The 23,726-nt window shown below is 47.6% G+C and carries 23 protein-coding genes; 17 read left to right on the top strand and 6 right to left on the bottom strand.

Features of this window, described 5'->3' with window-relative positions:
* Positions 1–118 precede the first annotated feature (118 nt).
* The 4 genes from ACFSUB_RS09600 (at position 119) to ACFSUB_RS09585 (ending at position 4,900) form a co-directional block, all read left to right on the top strand.
* Positions 119–1,819, top strand: coding sequence for an SLC13 family permease (locus ACFSUB_RS09600; RefSeq protein ID WP_380712960.1), 1,701 nt, complete (start codon positions 119–121; stop codon positions 1,817–1,819).
* 115 nt (positions 1,820–1,934) lie between these two features.
* Entirely contained in the window at positions 1,935–2,501 is a 567-nt protein-coding gene (locus tag ACFSUB_RS09595; protein ID WP_380712959.1) for a hypothetical protein, read from the top strand.
* 298 nt (positions 2,502–2,799) lie between these two features.
* Positions 2,800–3,483, top strand: a complete 684-nt coding sequence (locus tag ACFSUB_RS09590) for a response regulator (RefSeq protein ID WP_380712958.1) — start codon at positions 2,800–2,802, stop codon at positions 3,481–3,483.
* Positions 3,476–4,900, top strand: coding sequence for a sensor histidine kinase (locus tag ACFSUB_RS09585; protein ID WP_380713229.1), 1,425 nt, complete (start codon positions 3,476–3,478; stop codon positions 4,898–4,900). The genes ACFSUB_RS09590 and ACFSUB_RS09585 overlap by 8 nt, the downstream gene beginning before the upstream one ends.
* A gap of 12 nt (positions 4,901–4,912) precedes the next feature.
* Here the strand turns inward: ACFSUB_RS09585 and ACFSUB_RS09580 are convergent, their stop codons facing one another.
* On the bottom strand, positions 4,913–5,485 hold the full coding sequence (locus tag ACFSUB_RS09580; RefSeq protein WP_380712957.1) for a thioredoxin family protein: 573 nt from the start codon (positions 5,483–5,485) through the stop codon (positions 4,913–4,915).
* A gap of 381 nt (positions 5,486–5,866) precedes the next feature.
* On the opposite strand from ACFSUB_RS09580, the gene ACFSUB_RS09575 reads away from it, so the two are divergent.
* Positions 5,867–6,154: a YrhK family protein gene (locus ACFSUB_RS09575; protein ID WP_380712956.1), complete on the top strand. Its 288-nt coding sequence runs from the start codon at positions 5,867–5,869 to the stop codon at positions 6,152–6,154.
* Between the two features lie 56 nt (positions 6,155–6,210).
* A complete protein-coding gene (locus ACFSUB_RS09570) occupies positions 6,211–6,783 on the top strand; it encodes an FAD-dependent oxidoreductase (protein WP_380712955.1) in 573 nt (190 codons plus the stop codon).
* A gap of 208 nt (positions 6,784–6,991) precedes the next feature.
* Here the strand turns inward: ACFSUB_RS09570 and ACFSUB_RS09565 are convergent, their stop codons facing one another.
* Positions 6,992–7,819 carry an HAD family hydrolase gene (locus ACFSUB_RS09565; RefSeq protein ID WP_380712954.1) on the bottom strand — a complete coding sequence of 276 codons (828 nt, stop codon included), beginning with the start codon at positions 7,817–7,819 and terminating at the stop codon, positions 6,992–6,994.
* 262 nt (positions 7,820–8,081) lie between these two features.
* Here ACFSUB_RS09565 and ACFSUB_RS09560 point away from each other — a divergent pair, with 262 nt between their 5' ends.
* From ACFSUB_RS09560 to phnE (ACFSUB_RS09540), 5 genes are all read left to right on the top strand, one after another.
* A complete protein-coding gene (locus ACFSUB_RS09560) occupies positions 8,082–10,676 on the top strand; it encodes an endonuclease (RefSeq protein ID WP_380712953.1) in 2,595 nt (864 codons plus the stop codon).
* A 117-nt stretch (positions 10,677–10,793) separates the two neighbouring features.
* Entirely contained in the window at positions 10,794–11,798 is a 1,005-nt protein-coding gene (locus tag ACFSUB_RS09555; RefSeq protein ID WP_380712952.1) for a phosphate/phosphite/phosphonate ABC transporter substrate-binding protein, read from the top strand.
* A 100-nt stretch (positions 11,799–11,898) separates the two neighbouring features.
* Positions 11,899–12,666 carry a phosphonate ABC transporter ATP-binding protein gene (phnC, locus tag ACFSUB_RS09550; RefSeq protein WP_090928930.1) on the top strand — a complete coding sequence of 256 codons (768 nt, stop codon included), beginning with the start codon at positions 11,899–11,901 and terminating at the stop codon, positions 12,664–12,666.
* Positions 12,667–13,470, top strand: a complete 804-nt coding sequence (gene phnE / locus ACFSUB_RS09545) for a phosphonate ABC transporter, permease protein PhnE (protein ID WP_090928927.1) — start codon at positions 12,667–12,669, stop codon at positions 13,468–13,470. It abuts the gene before it with no gap.
* Entirely contained in the window at positions 13,467–14,255 is a 789-nt protein-coding gene (gene phnE / locus ACFSUB_RS09540) for a phosphonate ABC transporter, permease protein PhnE (RefSeq protein ID WP_090928924.1), read from the top strand. Before phnE (ACFSUB_RS09545) ends, phnE (ACFSUB_RS09540) begins: the two co-directional genes overlap by 4 nt.
* Here the strand turns inward: phnE (ACFSUB_RS09540) and ACFSUB_RS09535 are convergent.
* Together ACFSUB_RS09535 and ACFSUB_RS09530 are read right to left on the bottom strand one after the other, a co-directional pair.
* The gene (locus ACFSUB_RS09535; RefSeq protein WP_090928921.1) at positions 14,236–15,240 is read right to left on the bottom strand and encodes an LLM class flavin-dependent oxidoreductase; all 1,005 of its coding nucleotides are present in this window, start codon (positions 15,238–15,240) and stop codon (positions 14,236–14,238) included. The two genes, phnE (ACFSUB_RS09540) and ACFSUB_RS09535, sit on opposite strands and share 20 nt — an antisense overlap.
* Before the next feature lie 88 nt (positions 15,241–15,328).
* Positions 15,329–16,498, bottom strand: coding sequence for an MFS transporter (locus ACFSUB_RS09530; RefSeq protein ID WP_380712951.1), 1,170 nt, complete (start codon positions 16,496–16,498; stop codon positions 15,329–15,331).
* 415 nt (positions 16,499–16,913) lie between these two features.
* Here ACFSUB_RS09530 and ACFSUB_RS09525 point away from each other — a divergent pair, with 415 nt between their 5' ends.
* The 3 genes from ACFSUB_RS09525 to ACFSUB_RS09515 all read left to right on the top strand — a co-directional run bounded on the left by ACFSUB_RS09525 (position 16,914) and on the right by ACFSUB_RS09515 (position 20,298).
* Positions 16,914–18,395 (top strand): glycine betaine uptake BCCT transporter, encoded by a 1,482-nt coding sequence (locus ACFSUB_RS09525; RefSeq protein WP_380712950.1) that lies wholly within the window; start codon positions 16,914–16,916, stop codon positions 18,393–18,395.
* A 283-nt stretch (positions 18,396–18,678) separates the two neighbouring features.
* Positions 18,679–19,578 carry a glycine betaine ABC transporter substrate-binding protein gene (locus ACFSUB_RS09520; RefSeq protein ID WP_380712949.1) on the top strand — a complete coding sequence of 300 codons (900 nt, stop codon included), beginning with the start codon at positions 18,679–18,681 and terminating at the stop codon, positions 19,576–19,578.
* Between the two features lie 162 nt (positions 19,579–19,740).
* Entirely contained in the window at positions 19,741–20,298 is a 558-nt protein-coding gene (locus tag ACFSUB_RS09515) for a TetR/AcrR family transcriptional regulator (protein WP_090926420.1), read from the top strand.
* A gap of 465 nt (positions 20,299–20,763) precedes the next feature.
* Here the strand turns inward: ACFSUB_RS09515 and ACFSUB_RS09510 are convergent, their stop codons facing one another.
* The gene (locus ACFSUB_RS09510) at positions 20,764–21,522 is read right to left on the bottom strand and encodes an MBL fold metallo-hydrolase (protein ID WP_090926419.1); all 759 of its coding nucleotides are present in this window, start codon (positions 21,520–21,522) and stop codon (positions 20,764–20,766) included.
* A 123-nt stretch (positions 21,523–21,645) separates the two neighbouring features.
* Between ACFSUB_RS09510 and ACFSUB_RS09505 the strand changes: the two genes are divergently transcribed.
* Positions 21,646–22,053: an Lrp/AsnC family transcriptional regulator gene (locus ACFSUB_RS09505; RefSeq protein ID WP_380713228.1), complete on the top strand. Its 408-nt coding sequence runs from the start codon at positions 21,646–21,648 to the stop codon at positions 22,051–22,053.
* Between the two features lie 127 nt (positions 22,054–22,180).
* Here ACFSUB_RS09505 and ACFSUB_RS09500 read toward each other — a convergent pair whose 3' ends face one another.
* A complete protein-coding gene (locus ACFSUB_RS09500) occupies positions 22,181–23,017 on the bottom strand; it encodes a LysR family transcriptional regulator (RefSeq protein WP_380712948.1) in 837 nt (278 codons plus the stop codon).
* A gap of 40 nt (positions 23,018–23,057) precedes the next feature.
* Here ACFSUB_RS09500 and ACFSUB_RS09495 point away from each other — a divergent pair, with 40 nt between their 5' ends.
* Both ACFSUB_RS09495 and ACFSUB_RS09490 read left to right on the top strand, forming a co-directional pair.
* The gene (locus ACFSUB_RS09495; protein ID WP_380712947.1) at positions 23,058–23,405 is read left to right on the top strand and encodes a DMT family transporter; all 348 of its coding nucleotides are present in this window, start codon (positions 23,058–23,060) and stop codon (positions 23,403–23,405) included.
* Positions 23,406–23,408: 3 nt separating this feature from the next.
* The gene (locus ACFSUB_RS09490; RefSeq protein ID WP_380712946.1) at positions 23,409–23,723 is read left to right on the top strand and encodes a DMT family transporter; all 315 of its coding nucleotides are present in this window, start codon (positions 23,409–23,411) and stop codon (positions 23,721–23,723) included.
* Positions 23,724–23,726: the final 3 nt, after the last annotated feature.

Here is a 23,726-nt window from a genome sequence, read left to right as displayed (position 1 = left end):
CGCTTTGCTTTTTTTATTTATGGAAAGGTTTCGTTACTTAATCAACGTAGACCAAATAAGGCGGGGAAAGGTATATTGATTGGAAGAAAGCGTTTACAACAAGGAGGGAATAACCTTGATGAAAGAAAGTACAGCATCTATCTGGAAAGGACTTTGGAAATCAAGCTCGAATACGAAGAAACTCCTGACTTTTTCACAAGTCCGGGAAGCACCCGGTGCATCCCAGGGAGCGGACCGGGGTGCTTCGGCTGATTCAGGAGGAATAGGAAGCAATGGAGGATCAAACGGCGGAAATGGCGGATCAGGCAATGACAATCATAAACCCGCTTATACAAGGGCTCAGCTTGTCGGTCTGATCCTGGGTCCGCTGCTTTTTGTGATGGCCATGCTCTTTTTTCACCCGCCTGATTTAAGTCCGGAAGCTCAAATCGTTCTGGCTTCGACTCTTTGGATTGCGACGTGGTGGATTACCGAGGCCATTCCCATTCCGGCAACGTCGCTTCTGCCCATCGTGCTGCTGCCTCTCTTTGGAGCGGTGGATGTGGACACGGTCGTGTCTTCGTATGGAAATGATATCATCTTCTTATTCTTCGGCGGCTTTTTTATCGCTGCTGCCATGGAGAAATGGAATCTCCATAAACGAATAGCACTTAATATTATACAGTTAATAGGGACGAGCACGAACCGGATTATTCTGGGATTCATGTCAGCGACAGCGTTTTTATCCATGTGGGTCTCCAATACAGCATCCACCATGATGATGATACCTATTGGACTGGCTATCGTGTATCAAGTGAGCGAAGCTCTGAAAGACGAGCAGAAAGAAAATGATCTGAAAAAGTTTGAAAAGGCGATTATTTTTGGAATCGGTTATGCCGGCACGATCGGCGGTCTCGGCACGTTGATCGGCACTCCCCCGAACAGCCTGCTCGCCGGTACGGTGGAAGAGCTGTACGGGGTTGAAATCTCCTTTGCGGGCTGGATGGCTTATGCCCTGCCGGTTGTTATCATCCTGCTGTTCAGTGCCTGGTTGTATTTAACGAAAATCGTGTATCCTATTAATCTAAAACAGCTTCCCGGTGGAAGAGAGCTCATTAAAGAGGAGAAATCAGCGCTCGGGCGCATCGGTTTTGAAGAGAAAGCCGTTTTTGGTGTATTTTTGTTTGCCGCTTTTATGTGGATAACGAGATCATTTATATGGCAGGATCTCATCAATCTGCCTGGTATCAGTGACGGTATGATTGCGGTAACCGCAGCGCTTTTGCTGTTCTCTATTCCATCACCGCACCCGGAGGAAACGAAAGTGCTGGAATGGAAAGATTCCAAAGATATTCCGTGGGGGATTCTGCTGCTTTTCGGCGGGGGTCTTGCTATTGCCTCCGGATTTGAAAATACAGGCTTATCCAATTGGATGGCCGAGCAGCTGACGGTGCTTCAGGGAGCGAACTTTGTCCTGATCGTGCTTATTTCTACAGCACTTGTTCTTTTCCTCACAGAGATTACGTCCAACACGGCGACGGGTACGATGATTCTGCCTGTTGTAGCGTCGCTTGCGGCAGCCCTCAGCGTCCATCCTTATGCCTTGATGGTTCCCTGTGCGATGGCCGCTAACTGTGCCTTTATGCTGCCGGTCGGCACACCGCCGAACGCCATAATATTTGGAACCGGGAAACTGAAAATTATTCAGATGGTGCAGAACGGATTCTGGCTGAACGTACTCTCCATCATTCTTATCGTGCTGGCTGTAAATCTGTATCTGCCTGCGGTATGGAGCATCGATCTGCAGAGCATTCCTTCGCAGTTTCAGCAGGGGGGATAAAAAATTTTTTAAAAGAAATGTCCGGCTGACACTCCGTTGACATCTAACGCCTTTAAAGTAAAAAATGTGATCGGCACAGGGCTGATCACAAGTTGACAATCAGGAGGGAAGCGAGGTGCTGTGGAACAAAAAAGGCAACTATTTACTGGCCTCTGTTCTGTCAATCGGAATGATGGGAGCAGTGCCGGGAATGGCAGAAGCGGAACAAGATACCGCCGCCGATTTAGGAACCAGCGATCAAGCTTCACACGAAGAAGCCGGCTTTACTCAAGAGCAGAACAGCAGTTCAGCCGCTTATCCAATCAAACGCTCTATGAAAACGCAGGATCTCGAACATTACGCCCGGGAACTGGATATTGATACCGGAAACAAAGACATTTACGAGCTGGCTCATGAAGTGAAAGAAGTCGCCGTAAAACAGCGGGCCAAAGAGTTAGGGATTGCAGCGCTCGGAAAAAACCTTGATACATTGACCGCTGAAGTCCGGGAAGCCGTTTTAACAGAGCGAGCTGTTGAACTGGGCATCAATATCCGGGATAAGGAAATGTCAAATCTTGTCCAGGAAGTAAGAAGCAAAGAACAACAGACAGATACCGAACCATCAACTCTTAAGGAACATCTCCCCCCCTTGGTTGATGAAGAACCGGTATCATCAAGCGAAACAAACGAAACAAGGCTTTAGGTTGAAGCCGCAGGAATATGCAATACGAAAAGCTGCTTCCCCCTTTTGCAGCAGGCCGTGATGTTTACCCCTTGCATGAATGGCGCGCAGAAGAACAAGCAGGGAAGTGGAGTGTCCCCCAGCATTTTACTTCCAGCCGGCATGCAGCAGCCGGCACAGCGATAAAAGCAGCTGACTTTTTTTCATTGACCCCCCTTTTTAAATACGAAATCCCTGATGGTCTCATCAGGGATTTCTTTACTATACATAGCTTTCTGCTGCGTTTTTCTTATATAATGGAGCCAAGGAGTGACGTGTTATGCAGAAAATACTCATTATTGAAGATGAGCCTGCCATAAGCAAAGTGCTGACGGCTTATTTTCAGAAAGAGGGATACGAAGTCTTTACGATTCTGCATGGAAATGAAGCCATGCCCGCATTCCGGGAGAATAAGCCGGATCTCGCGATTGTGGATGTCATGCTTCCCGGTCAGGATGGATGGAGTATTCTGGAAAGCATCCGGGAAGAGTCAGCTGTGCCTGTTATTATGCTGACTGCTCTCGGAGACGTAGATTACAGACTGAAAGGACTTGAGGGCGGTGCGGATGATTATATAAGCAAACCTTTTGATTCCAGCGAAGTCGTCGCCAGAGCAAAAGCCGTCCTGCGGAGGTCGGGATCTGTTCTGCTGGAAGACGAAGTCAATCACTACGGCAGCCTGACAATTAATCAAAAAGCCCACACGGTGAAACTGAATGGAGTCGACGTTCCGTTAACACCACGGGATCTATCGCTGCTTTTGTTTCTGGCGCGGCATCCGAATCAGACTTTTGACCGTGAGCAGCTGATTGAGCGGGTGTGGGGGATGGACTATGAAGGAAGCGACCGTGCCGTCGATCTTTCCATCAAACGTATCCGCAAGTCCCTGCAGAACTGGCCCGAATCTGAAGGGGAGATAAAAACACTCCGTGGATTGGGGTATCAATTCTGTGTTTATGAATAAAAAAGGGAAAAAGATCTCTCTGCTCCGGTACTGGACGACACGGTATCTGATTACGCTCGTTCTCGGTCTGATTGTTGTCGGTATTTTATCCGTTATATGGCTGCGGCAGACGAATCTGGAACACAGGCTGGATATGACCAGATACCTCGGGCAGGAAATTTCAGACCGATTTGTCGAAACCCAGTCGGGTCAGATGGTCCCTCAGGGAGGTATTTTTGATTACATCGAACAGAGGCAGGGCATTTTGGATACGGAACTGGATCCAATTATATATATAGTGGACCGAAGCGGCAGAATCCTTTCCAATCCGCTGGAGAGGAACCCGTTTTCTTTTGATATTTTCCCGGTAAGTTTATTGGAGAATAATAGTGACGTGCAGCGTATTCAGCTGGCTTCAGGGGAAGAATCCTATCTTGTGAAGACAGCGATTGAGGCAGAAGGAGGTACAGCCGGATGGGTCGTGGTCATTCAGTCGGCCGGCCAGCTTACCCAGATGAACGAGGAATACCGGCTGCTTGCGATTATGCTTGTATCCCTTGCTTTGATCGGCTGGGCGGTGATTTATGTTCTGTCAAAAAGGCTTTCCCGCCCGATTCAGGATGTCGCAACGGCAGCCCGGCACGTGCAGGAGCAGGACTATGATTTCACCCTTCCTGCTGATATCAAGGAACGTGAAGTCCATGAGCTCGTTCATTCTTTCCGTGAGATGTCGGGGCGGCTGCAGGAGCTCGAACGACTCCGCCTGGAACTCCTCGCTGGAGTCACCCACGAGCTGAAAACGCCGGTAACTTCCATGACCGGGCTGATTCAGGCGGTTCGGGACGATGTGGTAACCGGAGAGGAAGCGAAGGAATTTCTGGATGTATCGTTGAACGAAGCCAACCGGATGAAAACGATGGTAGCAGACCTGCTTGAATTCAACTCTTTCTCGGCCCATACGGTGCCGATATCTGCGGATAACTATAACCTGAATACGCTTCTTACAGAAATCATTCATCAGTGGGAAGTCGCAAATGACGAAGAGTCTCTGCAATTATCTCTCCATACGCTTGAGGAACCGGTGTTTGTCCATGTTGATTCGATGAGACTGCAGCAGATTATAGTGAACCTTTTGAACAATGCCAAACAGGCGTTGAACGATGAAGGGACCATTGATGTACTGCTGTACAACAAGGATAACGACATGGCCGGCATTGACATTGTGGATAACGGCCCGGGTATCTCTGAGGACGAACAGTATCTCATTTTTGAACGTTTCTTCCGAGGGGAAAACAAGAAATATAATACGCATGGCCTGGGGCTCGGCCTGCCTTTCAGTAAAATAATCGCAAAAAGCATGAGCGGGGATCTTGTGCTCACAGAAACCGGAAAAGGAAAAACCGTCTTCACTCTTGAGATGCCAAAGCATCAAGCGTGAAGACGGGAGGAATCAAAGCTGAAGCAGCTGGTTTGTGAGTTCATAGACGACAAGTTTTTGATAATTGCTGCCGCTTCCGTATCGTGCCTTCACTCCTTCGTATGCCGCTTTCTTAGCCTCTTCGGCCTGCGGATCATCAGGAGTGAAGCTGCTTCGTTTGTACGCCGCCATCGGCTCCTGGATGTAGGCCGGACGCGGTCCCCAGGAGAACAAAACATCCCCGTTGTCGTTTGTCAGAATAACTTTGGGAACGGAGCGGCCGCCCATGGTCAGAAAATGTTCCATCAGGTCATCATGTTCTTCCATAATGAACATTTCCACCGGAATGTCGGCCTGTTTCATGACTTCCAGAGCAGGCCCCAGGTTGCGGTGAACATCGGGGCACCAATCGCCGGCGAGGATTTCGCAGCGGAGACTGCTGCGCTGCTGCAGAGGTTCAAGTGCTTTGGCATCATGTTCACTCCAGCTGAACAAATCATACCACTCATCAAGCTGCGTGCGGTAGCGCCCGTCCATTTTTTCCATAAACGTTTCAGGATCGATGCCTGTTCCGAGTTTGTCGTACATGTTTTCAGGTGATATCATTCTATCCCTCCTTGGTTGGGAGTGTATCATGAAGAACAGAAAGAATAAAAAATTATTATTTTGACATCGTACTGACACATGCTGGTTTTAATATGAAGGTATAAGGATAGCAGACATAACCATTTACTATCCTGTCCCCCTTTTTGGAAGGAGACAAAAGCAGCGCATAAAGACCCTTCTTCTGGTGAACATGATAATTCCTCCTTAAAATACAGCCGGATCAGACCGGCTGGACTGATTTTCGCCATGAAGCAGAAAACGCCCATATGTCTCCTTCACCAGGTAAACCCCCGATGGCAGCGATCGGGGGTTTACTTGTGTTGGAGGTTTGGAAAACAGAGGGGGCCGGGAAAATAATAATTGTCAGAGGAGGGGAGTACCGTGAGCCAGAAACAACCTAAGGAAAATTATGTAGATATATCGCTCGGTCGTTATGAATTTTTCTTTCAGAAACGGTATACGGTCCTGAACACAGTGAATGATTTTCTAATTGGTTTGGAGTTTCTGATAGGAAGCTTTTTTTTCTTTTCCGAGCCATTAAAAGATGCCGGTATCTGGTTGTTTGTCATCGGCAGTTTTCAGCTGATTATCCGTCCCACAATCCGGCTCGTTCATGATTTTCATCTGAAAAAACATGTAGAGAAGCAAAAGAAAAAAGAGGATTCATAATATAGAGAAATGGGAAAGGGACTAAAAGGAAGAAAAAGCAGAAGGAGGACGTTGACATGTATGACGTTATTATCATCGGCGGCGGTCCGGCCGGTGCCAGTGCTGCGATTTTTACCGCAAAAGCCGGAAAGAAAACGCTGGTATTTGATAATGATCAGAGCATGACGAAAGCAGCCTGGGTGGAGAATCATTACGGTGCTCCGGCCATTGAAGGTCCCGAACTGCTGAAAACAGGACGGGAACAGGCGGAAAAGTTCGGTGCGGAATTTTCTGATGCGCACGTCACAGCAGTAGAAAAAACAGATAACCAACGTGTGAAAGTGGAAACGGACAACGGAGAATATGAAGCCGTTCATGTTATGATGACAACCGGCGGCAACACTAAACTGGCCGAAGCTTCCGGTATTAAAACGACAGAAGGAACGGAACCGAAAATCAAGTCGATTATTGATACCGATGAACGTGGCAAAACAAGTGTAGAAGGTGTCTGGGCAGCCGGAACAGCCGCCGGAGTGAGCGTCCATACGATCATCACTTCCGGGGACGGCGCCAAAAAAGCTATCAACGTGCTGACGGAAATGAACGGCGAACGCCACGTCGACCATGATCTGTTAAACGCAAAATCATAATGTGGAAGTAGGAGAAGCTCCCGGTCATCGTAAAAACGGCCGGAAGCTTTTTTTAATAGGCAGGAACGTTTCGTACGGAGCCGTATTCGAGATCCGCCTGCAGCGTATGCCTAACATGTTAGCGAGCACACTTTGGCTGGTAGTAGACTTTTGATACAGCCTCTTTTAACTATCTTTCTCCCAGGGTCCACACCCGCTTCCCAAACGATTACCCACGAAGAAGCGGAAAAAGTTCACGCAGTGTCGTAATCCGTTTTGTTTCGGAGCGGACCGGGGTTTTACCGAGAGGATCAATCAGAACGGAAGCCATGCCCAGGTTCTCAGCCGGCACGATATCGTTCAGGTAGTTGTCGCCGATGGAAACAACCTCCCCCGGTTCTGCCTCATATTTTTTAAGGATGGTGGAAAAGTGTGCTTCGGTACGGGCCGGCTTTGCCGCTTCTGGTATCACCTCATCAAACACACCCTCCAGATCCAGCGTCCGAAGCAGCTGTCCCACATCATCAGCCTGGGAGTTTGTCAGAAGAATGAGATGCATCTGTCCGCCGAGCTGCTGCAGCGAAAAGCGGCGCCCCGGATCTTCGGTAAACTGAAAATCTTCCGTCTGCATGTAAGCCTTTGTTTTTTGATACGCATCAAAGGTAGAACCGGTGCCGTGATGCTTTGCTGCCGCAGCCGGAAGCCACCATCCATCCCCCACCGCAATCATCGAATCAAAATCAAAAGCGACCGGAGTCGTGTATGCATCTTCCTCCCCTGTCTCCTTTCCTTCCCAGTTCCATACCTTCGTCACCCTGTAGGAAGCCGGATCCACTTCAAGCACTCTATCGTTTGCTGCATCATACACCCGGCCGACGGCAACCGGATGATTCCCTTCCAGCATGTCACTATAATCATGCCAGAATAACGGCTGTTTATCTGCAGGCAGTTTTTCTGCGAGCCGCTCCGCGTAGTACCTGAAATGCGTAGTATCTTCGTACAACGTACCATCCAGATCAAAGACCGCAATACGTATGGTGTTTTTTGAAAAAGCCAATGAAATTCCCCCTGGTTGAAAATTGATAGTCAAATAAACTTACAATATTCTCACATTTTTATTGAAAAGAAGGTAAACTATTATCACTAAAGTATTAAAAGGCTTACAGCCAGAAGGAAAAAGAACTGCTGTTTTCTTACTTTACCTTATTCTACAGGAGATATCCAGCAGCTAAATGAAAATTTAATATGCTGTTTATACTGGCTACATATTATTTAGTTACACTAACGTATGGAAGAAATATGAATGAGGAGGAAGAAATATGCTGAAAAAAGGGAGAAAATGGGTTGCCTGCGGTTCACTGGCTGTCAGTATGGTGCTGCTTCCGGAAACAATGGATGCTGAAGGCCCGGATGATCCGGCACCGTCTATCAATCCGGAAGATCCAAACGGAAAGTCTGTTTTATTTGATAATACGCACGGGCAGACTGCCGGTCAGGCGGACTGGGTAATAGACGGGGCTTTTTCTGAATTTGCAGAAGGGATTGCCGATAATGGATATGCAGTGGACGAGCTCCGCCAGACCGAACCTATCAGTATTGACGATCTGGAACCGTATGACGTGTTCATCATACCGGAAGCAAATATTCCGTTTAAAAGCGGAGAACAGGAAGCGATGGCCGAATACACAGAAAACGGCGGCAGTATCTTTTTCATCTCGGATCACTATAATGCAGACCGGAATCTGAACCGCTGGGATTCTTCTGAAATTATGAACGGTTACCGGCGCGGAGCCTACGATAATCCAACCAAAGGGATGGAAGATGACGAGGTCTTCTCGGAAGCTATGGAAGGAGTGGAAAGCTCGGACTGGCTTGCCGATGAATTCGGCATCCGCTTTCGATACAATGCGCCGGGGACCGTGACAGCTGATCAGATTGAAACACCGGATGAAACATTCGGCATCACCGAAGGAGTGGAAGAAGCAGCGATGCACGCAGGATCCACGCTTGCGGTAACCGATCCTGAAAAAGCCAAAGGCATTGTCTACCTCCCGGACGGATTGACAGAAAGCGATAAGTGGGGACCGTCTGTGGATGAAGGAATTTATCACGGCGGGGGAGAAGAAGAGGGACCTTTTGCTGCCATTGCCAAGAAACAGGATGGCAAAGCAGCATTTATCGGTGATTCTTCTCCGGTCGAGGATGCCACGCCGAAATACCGCAATGAACAAACCGGTGATCCGAAAACGACCTATGATGGTTTTCAGGAAGCCGATGATGCTGAACTGCTGCTGAACATGGTGGACTGGCTGGCAGAACAGGAAGACTATCAGACGTTCAGCGAAACGAATATTACATTGGATAATCCTTCTCCGCTTCTGTCAAAAGAAATCCCGGAACAGTCGGAGCAGCCGGAACCGGAGCCGTGGTCCCAGCCCGACTCGGGGTATGAGTGGTATGATCAGTCCACCTTTGCAAACGGCGCTTACGGAGCCGAAGAAGATCCAGTGCCGGAGCCGGAGTATGCCTTTGAATACCCGGACACTCTTCCAGCCGGTGAAGCATTTACTCTGACTGTAACGATCGATGGCCTGAATCCGGGACAGACGGTTTCTGGATATGATACCGGAATTTATCTGGACGGCGGCCAGCAGGTGGCCCAGGTTCAGAATGAAGACGGCAGCTGGCCAGCCGGATACGGATACAGTGAAGAGTTCTCGGTGACTGCCGGCGAAAATGGAACCGCGGTAAAAGAACGGACCGTGAGGCTGCAGGAAGGAGCAGAAGGACAGGCCAATCTCCGTCTGAGAGAGTCGGGTAATAATCTTTACACGACCACTGTCACGATTGGAGAAAACGGGGAAGATGACGGAAGCGGCGGCCCGCAGCTCGTAAGTATCGAACAAGCACGCGGAACAGCTGATGGAAACGATGTAACCGTGGAAGGGGTTATTACTTCCGACCCCGGTACATTCGGTGGACAGGGGTTCTATCTTCAGGATGAAACCGGCGGCATTTATGTATATCAGCAGGACAGCGGTTTTGAGAAAGGGCAGCAGGTCCGTATCACGGGAGGACTTACTACCTATCAGGGAATGAAAGAAATAGACAGTGTTTCTTCCATTGAGGTGCAGGGGACACAGGATCTTCCGGACTATGAAACGGTGAACACGCTCGATGGCAGTTATCAAGCGGAACGGGTGACCATCGAAGGCGGTACGGTGCAGAATATGGAAGAATATTATAATGCGTTTGAGTTTGATCTTCACGCCGCAGGTGAGGTTACGAGAGTCCGTGTAGATAACAGAACGAACATCTCGTTTGATGATTTTACATCCCAGGTCCAGGAAGGAGACCAGGTGTCGGTATCCGGCATTGCATCTATCTTCGGTGAGACGTATCAGCTTCTTCCGCTGGCAGCGGCGGATATCGAGGAATATGGAAGTGCACCGGAGATTACAGCACCTGACACGACGGTCTTTGACATTACCAAAACAGAAGAAATACCTGTTGAGGTAAACGATGAAGACGGCGGCCCCGTTTCGGTTACTTCACAAATAGAAGAACAGGAATGGGACGGGGCCCCGGTTCTATCTCCGCTGCAGTTAACACCCGGTGACTATGAACTCATCGTAACCGCCGAAGATGAAACGGGCCGCACGTCGAAGCGTTCGTTTTCCATAGAAATGGAACTCGGTATGGATCGAATCGATGAACTCGTTCAGCTGGGAGAAAGCCAGGGCTATATTAAAGACGGCAAAACAGCGGATCGGCTGGAGAGAAAAGCAGAAAACGTACAGCGGGCAAAAAATAACCCTTCCCGCGATGGAAAATGGAACGCACTGCTCCACCAAATGGAGGCTCAGGCAGGAAAGAAAGTAGAGAAAACATTTCTTTCTTACTGGAAAAAATAAGATGAATTTACAAATCGTTAATAAATTTAACGAAAACAACATGAGGAAATCATAATACATTTACAAATGGTTGTTATGTTGGTACAAGATAGAATTTATAAAAAAAATGGGGGTAACATGATGAAAAAATTCACAAAAGCCGGTATGACTATGCTTCTTTCTCTAGGTCTATTGGCAGCCTGCGGCGAAGGCAGTGAAGACAGCAGCACTTCCGGAGCCGGCGGTGGAGAAGACACAGGTGGTTCCTCAGGAAATGGCGGCGGTGAACAGTCGGAAGAAGCGTCCGGTGAGGAGTTGGACGAGTTGAACGTACAGTTCGTACCGTCCCAGAATGCAGATACACTTGAAGCAAAAGCAAAACCTCTTGAAGGATTGTTAAGCGATGAACTGGGCATTCCTGTAAACGTCAGTGTGTCCACAGATTACAATACCATTGTCGAAGCGATGGGATCTGATCAGGTGGATGTTGGTTTCCTTCCTCCTACCGCCTACGTGCTGGCCGAGGAGCAGGATGCAGCAGAAGTTATACTGCAGTCCCAGCGTTACGGTGTGAATGATGATGGGTCCGCGACAGAAGAACTTGTGGATTTCTACCGGTCGATCTTCATCGTTAGAGAAGATTCCGACATCCAGTCGGTGGAAGATCTTGAAGGACGCCCGATCGGCTATCAGAACGTGACGTCCTCCGCCGGCTTTGTGTGGCCTGCAGCCACATTGCTAGATGCAGGCATCCATCCACTTGACGATGTGGAGCCGGTGACATTGAAAGGACATGATCAAGCGGTCATTTCCCTTCTTAATGGAGATGTTGACGCAGCAGTAACCTTCCAGGATGCGCGTAACATTGTTTCCGGAGACTATGAAAGTGTCTTTGAAGACACCCGCATTATTGAATTCACAGAGAAGATTCCTAATGACACGGTAACGGTCCGCCCGGAAATCAATGAAGATATGAAACAGGCGGTGACGGATGCCTTTATCAGTATCGGCAAGAGTGAAGAAGGAAAAGAGATTATCCGGGACGTTTATTCCCATGAAGGTTACGTTGAATCACAGGACAGCAACTTTGATACAGTCCGTGAATACGAAGAACTGATAAGCACAGAAGTTACAGAGAACTAAAAACCGGAAAACAAACATTGAGTATAGGATGGAGATGGAAGGCTGCCGGAATAACTCCGGTCAGCCTCCTTTTACTACCTGAAGAAAGCAGGGGAGACATTTGATAGAGTTTAATCATGTTTCAAAAGTTTATCCAAACGGTACGACCGCATTAAACGAGGTAGATCTGCAGATTGAAGATGGAGAATTTGTCGTCGTTGTCGGTTTGTCTGGAGCCGGAAAGTCAACATTTCTGCGTTCCATCAACCGTCTGCATGAAGTGACGGAAGGGGAGATTCTCATAAATGGGGAATCCATCACAAAGGCACGGGGAAGCAGCTTGTACCGGATGCGTAGAGAGATTGGAATGATCTTTCAGAATTTCAACCTCGTACGACGTTCGTCGGTGATGCGGAATGTGTTGTCCGGCAGGGTGGGTTACCATTCCACGCTCCGCATGATTCTCGGTCTGTTTCCGCGTGAAGACAAGGATATCGCGATGCAGGCGCTTGAGCGGGTGAATCTTCAGGAGAAAGCCTACAGCCGCGCGGATGAATTATCCGGCGGACAGCAGCAACGGGTGTCCATCGCAAGAGCTCTTGCCCAGGAAGCCAAACTGATTCTTGCAGATGAGCCGGTGGCGTCTCTTGATCCGATGACGACAAAGCAGGTAATGGATGACCTGGCCCGTATTAATAAAGAACTGAACATGACAATGGTGGTCAATCTTCACTTTATTGACGTAGCAAGACAGTATGCTACGCGGATCATCGGCCTGCGCGAGGGAGAGGTCGTGTTTGATGGTCCTGTCGGACAGGCAACGGATGAAATATTCTCAGACATTTACGGCCGTCCGGTTCATAAAGATGAAATGCTGGGGGAGATGTAAATGAAAGAAACACCGGTTGAACTATCCAGCTGCACGCCGCCCATGCCACCGTCGAAAAAGAAACCGCTGTTTACGATTTTCATCGTTCTTGTACTTGTCACAGGAAGCGGGTGGCAGATTGGCTTTTCCATCACCGATTTAACTGCCGGTCTCCCGGAAATGGGGAGCCTGCTCGTGCAGCTTGTACCTCCGGACTGGACTTATTTCGGCGAAGTCACGTCGCCGATGATGGAAACGATTCAGATGGCGGTGCTCGGTACGACATTCGGAGGGCTGATTGCCTTTCCACTTTCCATGCTTGCAGCCAGTAATATATTTCATACGAACTGGATCACGGTGCCGTCCCGCCTGCTGCTGAACTTGATCCGGACGCTTCCGGAGCTTCTGCTTGCGGCGTTGTTTGTCGCGATTTTCGGCATCGGTCCGGTGCCCGGGGTGTTTGCACTGATGATGTTTTCCCTCGGTATTATCGCGAAATTGTTTTTTGAGTCGGTGGAAGCCATTGATTCGGGGCCGATGGAAGCAATGACAGCCGTTGGGGCCAACAAGCTGAAATGGATGATGTTTGGTGTTGTGCCGCAGGTGATGTCATCCTTTATGTCTTTTTTCCTGTACGCTTTTGAAATCAATATCCGTGCTGCGGCGGTCCTCGGACTGGTAGGAGCAGGAGGCATCGGTCTTTATTATGAACAGAATCTCGGTTTTTTTGAATACGCGAGGGTGTCCACTATTATCGTCTATTCGTTGATCGTAGTGCTCGTGATTGATTTTCTCAGCACCCGGATAAGGGAGAAATTACAATGAAGCCACAAGAAATATGGAAACGAAATACGAAAAGAATTCTCATCGCTGTGGTTGTGCTGCTGATTTACATATGGGCGTTCTCCGGCATACCGGTTATTCAAATCAAGGAAACCTCGGGAGAAGTGTTTTCCTCCATCATGTCAGGGATTTTTTCGCCGGACTGGGGGTATGTGTATGACCCGGCCGGTGAGGATCTGCTGCGGACGCTTCTGGAGACACTTGCTATTGCCCTGCTCGGGACATTCATTTCATCCCTGCTCTGTATCCCGTTTTCGTTTATGGCGGCGCGTAATATCGCCAAAACAAAATTCATGGTGGGGACGAGTAAGTCTGTCCTCAGTTTTATCCGGGTGTTTCCTGATATTGTACTGGCCCTGCTCTTTATCAAGGCGGTCGGACCGGGCCCGTTTGCAGGGGTGCTGGCGCTTGGTATCGGGGCGGTCGGCATGCTCGGCAAACTGATTGCAGAGAGTGTGGAAAGCATTGATTTAAGTGCAAGAGAAGCACTGATTGCGACAGGCGGAAACCCGGTGAAAACATTCATGTTTGCCGTCGTACCGCAGGTGCTCCCGAACTTTTTCTCGTTTGTGCTGTACCGCTTTGAAGTGAATTTAAGGGCCGCTACCATTCTTGGTGTGATTGGCGCAGGCGGCATCGGAGCCCCTCTTATTTTTGCATTAAGCGTTCGTGACTGGGAGCGGGTCGGCATTATTCTGCTTGGCATTATTGTAATGGTTACGATCCTTGATGCGATTTCAAGCAGAATCAGAAGTCGTCTGATTTAAAGGCTTCCGCCAGAAGACGGAACGAATGTTTTTTCTTTTCTTCATCGAAGATATTGGTAATGGCCATGATTTCATCGGTCTGATAGAGCTCTGCCAGCCGGCGGAGCTCTGTTTTTACCTGCTCCGGGGTACCGATGACCGCACGTTTCCGGTTTTCCTGAACTTTATTTTCTTCTTCTGCAGTGAGCGTTCTCCCAGAAGCTTCGTCCGGAGAAGGGATCTTTGTTGTGCGTCCTTTTTCCACATTTAACAGCCACATATCCTGCGTGTGTGCGAGATGTTCCGCTTCTTCTTCGGTATCCGCACATACGACGAATACACAGACGGCTGCTTCGGGATGGGGCTGGCGCTCTGAAGGTTGGAAATGTTCCCGGTACGCAGCCATCGCCTCCGCTCCGTTACCCGGTTGAATGAAATGACCGTACATAAAGGCTGTACTGTTTGCGGCAGCATGACGGGCGCCGCGGCTCGACAAGCCGAGGACCCAGGTTTGTGGGAGGGTGCTCGTCAGCGGCGAAGCTTTGATGGAGGCATAGTCGTGTTCCTTTGGGAGGGTACCGTCGATGAATCCCTGAAGATCGGAAAGCAGCCTCGGAAATTCATTCATACTTTTCGGGCTCCCATCGGTCAGTGCCTTCCGTATTGTCTGGCCGCCGCCGGGAGATCGTCCGACGCCAAGATCGATTCTCCCGGGAAACAGGGCTTCGAGAACCTTAAAGTTTTCGGTTACTTTGTATGGACTGTACTGCGGCAGAAGCACTCCGCCGGAACCGAGCCGGATGGTTTCGGTAACCGAGGCGATGTGGGAAATCAGCACTTCCGGAGAACTGCCGGCAAGCCCGGAGGTGCTGTGATGTTCAGCCGTCCAGAAACGGGTATAACCAAGCGTTTCGGCGTAACGCGCCAGATCGGATGTTCTTCGCAGCGCGTCTGCAGCGTCTTGTCCGGAAGAGATAGGGGATTGTTCTAAAATACTTAGTTTCATTACGTTTTTCTCCTTCTTATAGACATACAGGTTCTGGTTTAAGAAATAGATAAACCTATTGTACGTCGAAAAAGTGCCTGTCTTCCAGTTACATGCTTTGCCGCATGACTCTCTTTCGTTTGGCTTTTTTGATTTCTTTCGGTCCGAGAAGAACGGCAATGATCCCCGCTATACCATAGATCGTAAATGTCCACATATAATCAGAGACCCCGATTAACACGCCGGCTCCTGCTGAACCTGCAACCTGACCGACTGCCAGAAGGAGAAAAGGTGTGCCGATTCCAAGCGATGCGTTGTTGATGAAGACCCGGATGCCCCAGACCATCAGAACACCGGTAATAAAGATATAGGAAATGCCGAACAAAGCGGCGGCAAGATAGGCAAGCGGCCACTGCCCGGGAAACCAGGCGAGTATGAGGGAAGCCGAACTGATAACAAGTCCGCCCCATTTATAGGCGAAGGGAAGCCCGAGTTTTTCAATAAGAAACCCGGAAAAGCCTCCAAAAATGCCGAAAACCCCAATCATTACCCAGAACAATGATACTCCGGTACTGCCATAGTTGTTGGTGGATGATATGAAATCGACGGCGAATGTCCAGAAAGCAGCTGTTGATATGCCCAGTACAATCGAACAGATAATCAAAGGAAGGGCACCTTCCACCCCGCGGAAAGAAAAGTGTCCTTTTTCAAACTGTACGGACGGGTTTTTCGGAAGCGGCGGTACGACTTTGGCGTTCCATAAAAGCGCAATCAGTGCGATGATTCCATAAATGAAATACGTCATCCGCCATTCCGAAGCCAGCATAAGAGCTCCTGTACCGGAAAGAGCCAGACCAATACTGGTTCCGGAATTAATCCATGTGTTCGCCCGTCCCTGCTCGTTGACTTTCAGCCAGAGGGAAATCGCTGCTCCGTAGGGCGGGGATACGAACCCGGTACTCGCACCGGCAAATAACACGCCGAGTCCGAGCAGCCATACGTTAGGGCTCGATGCCATCACAAATAATCCGACAAAGGCAGAGGCCCCTGCGGCAAGAATCATGCCGCGTGGTCCCTTTTCTGTTGTATACACTGTGGCAGCGACGATGGCCAGGCAGTAAGCGAGATAAAAGAGGGACGAAATGAACCCGGATGTTGATGAACTCATTCCAAGATCCGAATTGATACTGGGCAGAAGCAGCCCGTAGCTGAACCTGGCGAGTCCGTATGCAACAGCGATCATAGTAATACCCGGGGGTACTAATGTCGAAAAACGCAACAACGTTCACCTCCTTAAATATAAAGAATGATCTTTCTAAAAAAAGAATAAAAAAACATACTATTTATGCTGAAATCCTTGCGCGGTATGCGAGTCGGCATAGATAATAGGTAGAACGTTTGATATAATACACTTTAGCACGCACTATTCCCATAATCAATGGATTTACATTTTGTCAGATATTAGACTAATTTTACTAAAGAAAGACTTTTCAGAATGATTTGGATTTTTAATTAAAAAGGTAATCATGCTTGAGAAATGGAGAAAATCGTGATAAAAACTATAAAGAACGTTCTATTAAGTGGAGGAGCTGATTTTAGTACATTTCTTTCTCTATCAGTCCGAAAGATGTACTAAAATTTTCTGCTTTTATTATAATGAACGTTATATACACTATTGAGAGGAGAACTGTTTCATGTCTAAAGTCGGCAATGTTTTTTGGATATCGCTCGCTATATCCGTAATTTTTGTAATATGGGGGGCTGCTGCACCGGATAACCTTGGTGTTGTTTCAAATGCAATTCAGTCTTTCCTTACGTCAAGATTTGGATGGCTTTATATTCTTTCTGTTGCAGCATTTCTTATCTTTTCCATTTATCTGATGTTCAGCAAGTACGGAAAATTGAGACTTGGGGATCCAGATGACAGACCGGAGTACAGCAGAATTACATGGTTTGCCATGCTTTTTGGTTCCGGTATGGGAATCGGACTTATTTTCTGGGGTGCTGCTGAACCTTTAAGTCACTTTGCTGCACCGCCGAACGCTGAACCTGAATCCATCCAGGCAGCGGAGAACGCTATGCGGTACACTGCTTTCCACTGGGGGCTGCAGACATGGGCTGTCTACACGGTTATTGCACTGGCGATTGCTTATTTTAAATTCAGAAGAAAAGCACCCGGAGCTATCAGTTCGACGTTCCAACCGCTTCTTGGCGATAAAACTCAAGGATGGATGGGAACGGTGATTGATGTCATCGCGGTATTTGCAACAATCTTTGGTGTAGCCACCTCTCTTGGACTCGGCGCATCACAGATTTCAGGCGGACTTTCATTCGTTTCCGACTTGGAAAACACTTTTAGTCTGCAGTTTATCATTATCATTGTTGTTACTATTCTATTCATGATTTCAGCATGGACGGGTATTAACCGGGGCATTAAATACTTAAGTAATATAAACCTTACATTGTCTACGATGCTTATTGTACTGACGTTTATTCTCGGTCCGACTGTATTCATATTTGACAATTTCTTTTCGACATTACTCTCATACATTCAAACACTGCCTTCCTTGAGTTTTGAGACCGGTGGAATGGATGAGCAGCATGCAAGCTGGATTGAAAGCTGGACAATCTTTTACTGGGCCTGGTTCATTGCTTGGTCTCCATTCGTCGGGACGTTTATTGCCCGCGTATCCAAAGGCAGAACCATCCGGGAGTTTGTGACCGGCGTTTTATTTGCTCCAAGCTTGTTTTGTGTGCTTTGGTTCGTTGTTTTCGGCGGGTCCAGTCTTTATCAGGAACTCAATGGAATCAACACCGGCCTTACAGATCTGGCTCAGGAAGAAACCCTATTTGGTGTTTATCAATCATTTGATATGAGCATGGTACTTATCGTCATTGCCCTGCTGTTAATCAGCACATTCTTTGTTACCTCCGCCGACTCGGCAACGTTCGTACTCGGTATGCAGACAACAAACGGTGATCTTAACCCGTCCAACAGCGTTAAGATGACATGGGGTGTTATTCAGGCGGCTTTTGCTTCGGTACTGCTCGCTTCCGGAGGTTTGAGTGCCCTTCAGACGGCATCGATTGCATCAGCATTTCCATTTATGTTCATTCTACTGCTCATGATGGTATCTCTGATCAAAGCCTTCCGGCAGGACTACCCCGCAAAGTAACAGAGTATAAGGTGCTGACCCCGGGAAACAGGAGGGATAACTGTTTCCCGGGAATTCCCTTTTGCAAATTCGGTCCAAGTGCCGCAGGTTTGGTCCGGGATCGTTAAGGTTCATATGGTCCGGCAGGCTGATGACAGGAACTATTTCTGCAAGTATGACATGGATATTTATAACATCATTTAAACAAAATATTATTTTTGTGATTTTTGTTAAAAATCCCATTGCTGTGTGAATCCATGAAATTGTAGGTAAACACAATAAAAATCAAAGGAGTGTTAAAACAATGGGGATGTGGAAAAGCAGCGTGTTGTTTGTCGGTTTGTCATTTGTTTTGGTGACTGCTGGTTGTGGACAAGATGATTCGTCCGGAGATTCGGCAAGTGTCAGTGAACAGCTCGAACATACCATCACAGGTATTGAACCTGGTTCCGGTGCATATCAGGCAACAGAAGACGCATTGTCCCAGTATAACAATCTGACTGGCTGGCAGCAGGAATCGTCCTCTGCCATGGCCATGCTGACCTCTTTGGAAAATGCTATCAGTAATGAAGAACCTATTGTTGTTTCTGCATGGTCTCCCCACTTTATTTTCGCGAAATATGATTTGAAGTATTTAGAAGATCCCAAAGGCGTTTTTGGTGAAGAAGAGTATGTAACCACTATTGCCAGAGAAGGACTGAAAGAAGATAAACCCGGCGCCTATACCATTTTGGACAGGTTTGAGCTGGATATAAGTGACGTAGAATCTTTCATGCTTACTATTCAGGATCAGGAAATAGAAGCGACCGCTGAAAACTGGGTGGAAGACAACCAGGAAACCGTGAATGAATGGACGAAAGGTATTGAAGACGGCGGCGGTACTTCTGTGGACTTGGCAATGACTCCTTGGGACGATCAGCGTGTTTCCGCCAATATTATGAAAGTTGTCCTGGATCAGAAGGGTTACGATACATCGATTACTCCTGTTGATCCAGCTGTTATGTTTGAATCGGTCGCTAATGGGGAAAGCGATGCTTCTTTGGCACCATGGATGCCAATCACTCATGGAGATCTGTACGCCCAATATGAAGACAGCTTTGAGGACCTTGGAAAAAACGTGACTGGTGCAAAAATCGGACTGGCAGTGCCGGAATATATGGAAGACGTTAACTCCATTAAAGACCTTAAATCTGCAGAGCAGTAAATAGACTTGCGAACCTTTTTGATGGAATAAAGGAGGCCGTAAACAGGCTCCCTTTAAATGTTATGTCTGCGGAATGAGGAGAATAGGTTTGACTGTCACATCATTGATTGATAATCTGAAGCATAAAGGTTGTTCTTTCTAAAAAAAGGGGAAGCATAGTATATGAGTCGATCTGCAAAAAAGGATAAATTACTTTTAACAGCTGAAAGACTGTTCTACGAGTATGGATTTCGCGGAGTTGGTCTGAAGCAAATCATCAGTGAGGCAGATATTGCCACGATGACGCTGTATAATCATTTTTCTTCCAAAGATAATCTCGTGGAAGAAGTATTGAGGCAGCGGGAGGAACGTTATTGGTCCTACCTGGATTCCTATGTGGAAGTGAATTCAGAGTCCCCGTTCATTTCCGCCGTGGAAGCTCACGGCCGCTGGCTGAAGGAGCAGTCCTACAAAGGCGATATGTTCCTGCGGGCGATTGAGGACTACGCGGGAATGGATAATGAAATTGAAAACATTGCAAGGGGACACAAATTTAAGCTGCTTCGGTATTTTCAGCAGCTGGCTGAAGAGAAAGGGAAAAATAACGAACGCGATTTAGCAAATCAACTGACACTGCTTCTCGAAGGGACAACTTCCATGACAACGTTGATAGGTGCAGAAAAAGCGACAGAGTACTCCATTTCTATGGCAGAAACGCTGCTGGTCCAGCATACATCGTAAGACAGTTGTGTGTTGTGCTTTGCAGCAGAGTGTGAGAGCGGATTCAAAAAATGTTCTTTAAAACGGACATGCAAAGATAAATAAGACCCGGACGATTCTTATGGGAAGGTGCTTTACCTGGTGCTGCCGACTTTCTGGATGAATCGTCCGGGTCTATTTGTTTGCGGTTTTCTCAAGAAAAAGCATCGGAAGTAATTACGCCGGGGGATCCATGCAGCGGGGTTCGCTCGTAACGGCTTCTGTTCCGCATGTAAACCGCATGACTTGGCATGTATCTGCGCTTTGTCGGCTTGTATCTTTACATTCGGAAAGTATTAATCTTCATTTGGCATGTAAATGGCCGTCTTCGGCAGGTAAACGCAGAAGTTTGGCTGGTACGCACCGGACGAGCCTCTGTCAAAAAAGGCGTACCAATAAAAAATACGCATGAAGGAACGATAAACCGTTCTTTCATACGTATTTTTCCTACAGGGAGTATGTTTGTCCATCATCCGGTACAGCAAGGCGGGAAGCAAAGCTCTTTTCTTCGGCGTAGTCTTTCAGCTCCTGTCTCGACAGGGTCCAGTGATTGACAGCTTCCATGTGGACGGAAATGATATAGGCGGCAGGCGCAGCCTGGTGTACCTCATAAATGTCTTCTTTGCCCATCACTAGCGACCCGCCTTCATTAAACTGGTTGTCGCCGCCGTTGACTACAATGACGTCCGGCTGATGCGTGTCGATTTCTTCTTTGACGTACTCGTTGTAGACGGTATCCCCGGCGATGTACAGTGTTTTTTCATCCGGATGGTTGAAAACGACACCGGATACAGGGCCGGCTATGTCTACGATGTCCCCGCGTCCGTGTTCTCCTTCGGTTTTCGCGAGCTGGATTTCTTCAAAGGAAGAATTCTTCTGCAGTACGTGAACGTGGGTGAACCCTTCATGACGGATATGTTCCGCGTCTTCTTCGTTCTGGGCGAAGAGCGGAATGTCCTTAGGCAGCGCATCGACAGCCGCCTGATCCCAGTGGTCGGGATGGAGGTGTGTTACGATGACAACATCGACATCGATGACATTTTCCACCGAAACAGGCAGCTCCACTAAAGGATTATTCTGGTCTTCGCGCGGTGCGTTTTGAAAGGCAGGCTGCGCCCCTTTTTCGGACAAAAATGGATCGATAAGAAACGACTTGCCCGCATAGTCGATGTGCAGTGTTGCGTTTCGAATAAGTTGTATGTTCATGACTAAAGGCCTCCTTTTATTCAATCTGGATTTATTATAAGGGATAAGGATGGGCTGTATACATAGAACGAATCAAGTATGACAACGGATGCACTTGAAAATGTAAAGAAAGAAGGAGGAGAAATAGTGGACCGCACGGATCATCATATAGTGAATGAATTGTCTCAAAACAGCCGGATGACGATGAAAGAACTTGGAGAAAAGGTTCATTTGACCGGTCAGGCAGCGTCGGACAGGGTGGCGAAACTTGAGGAAAACGGGGTAATCGAAGGATATTCCGTGAAGGTGAATGATGCCAAAATGGGGTATCCTGTCCAAGTTTTCCTGCATATTATCATCCACACAGCTCATAAGCCGTATCTTTCTTTCATTCAGACACAGGACCCTTATATTATTAATAACTATAGAATAAGTGGTGACGGCTGTTACCTGCTTGAATGTAAGTTTCCATCACACGAGCATGTGGATACATTTCTGGAAAGCCTGCAGGAACACGCCAACTACAAGCTGTCCATTGTTATCAACAAATAATTGATTCTGTTACAAAAAGGACGCTGCAATCGATAAAAGCGTCCTTTTTATATGCTGTTGATATAACTTTTGGTTATGGAAAAATGAAAAAAGAGTATTAGTCACAGATTATCCCGTCGTTTATACTTTACGTATCGAACCCGGTTTTCAATATTTTTAATGTGCTGCTATCAAGGGCATACAGATGCATTTCCCGTTGAATCGGGTTGTTTTCTATAGGAAGAAACTCCACACCTTTGTACTGGATTTTTTTCACCATGATAGAAGGAAGGTAGGTTACGCCGTACCCTTGAGCGGCAAAACCGATCAGTGCATGGTAAGGCAGTTCAATAACAGGCGGCACAGTGTACCCTTGTTCCTCCGCCAGCAGGTGAATTCTTTTGTACAAAGGAGTGGAGGTGGGCGGCAGGAGCTGCGTATACAGCAGACAGTCGGAAATAGACACCGTATGCTGCTGCGCCAGGTCATGATTGGAAGAAACGGCCGCAAAGAACGTATCATGAAATAAAAAAGTCGACTGCAAGCCTTTGTGGCGGGAAACATCCTGGATAACAGCTGCATCAATACCGCCGGACTCAAGCAATGGTAGTAATTCCAGGGAATCGTCTTTCACGTATGTCAGCTTTATATTGAAAGGGTTTGCCTGTTCAATATAATCAGGGAAAAAATAAGACGCTAAAAAAGGATCGCTGCCCATGCGTATTTCCCGATCATGCATGTGGCTGTATAACTCAGACTGCAGCTTTCTAAGGGTTGGTTCCACATCATCATACAGTTTCTGTCCTTTATGAGTGAGACTAATCCCTTTGGACGTACGGATGAACAGCGGAAAGCCCAGTGTTTCTTCCAGTTTGCTGACCTGTTTGCTTAAGGCAGGCTGTGAAACGAATAAGCTATCTGCCGCTTTTGTGATGCTTTTTTCTTTTGCTGCTGTTAAAAAATATTCCAGCATCTGCAGGTTCATCAGGCATTCACTCCCTGAAAAAAATGAAAGAAGGGTCTTTATGATACGATACTACATTTTTTTAAGTTTTTCTATCCTGCTTGAAATAATCGGTGCAGGATTCATGAAAGTGTCGCAGGGGTTTACGAAACCCGCTGCCTCACTGGTGATTATCACCACCTATGTACTGGCTCTTATATTCTATGTGCTGCTTACAAAACAGCATGGGCTTGGTTTGATTAATGCATTATGGTCGGGGATAGGAACGGTTATTGTATCTGCTGGCGGGATTATTTTGTTTCAGGAATCGATGTCCATGTTTAAAATGGGCGGCATTCTTCTCATAGTTGCTGGTGTGTTTGGATTACATTTACCAAAACCACGGATCGATACAAGAAAGGTGGTGTAGTGAGTGGGATACGTATTTTTAACGCTCAGCCTTATTTTTGCAGTGATTGGAAACGTTTCTGTGAAGTTATCCGATGGTTTCCGGCGCCGGCTGCCAAGTGTCTTGATTTTTGTTTTTTATATCTTCTGCATCTACTTTTTGACGCTCAGCGTTCAGAACATTGAAATCAGTACGGCGTATGCGATTTGGTCCGGTGTGACGATTGCTGCTACCACCCTTTTAGGTATTGTGTTCTTCCAGGAGTCGGCGGATAAACGAAAGCTGTCCTCCATCGCATGTATTATTTTGGGGGTGCTGCTTCTGCACATTCCTCACTGAACA

The sequence above is a fragment of the Salibacterium lacus genome (assembly GCF_042684865.1).
Classification (GTDB): Bacteria; Bacillota; Bacilli; order Bacillales; family Marinococcaceae; genus Salibacterium; species Salibacterium lacus.
Note: the sequence above shows the minus strand (reverse complement) of the source record. Positions and strands in the feature narration are given on the sequence as shown.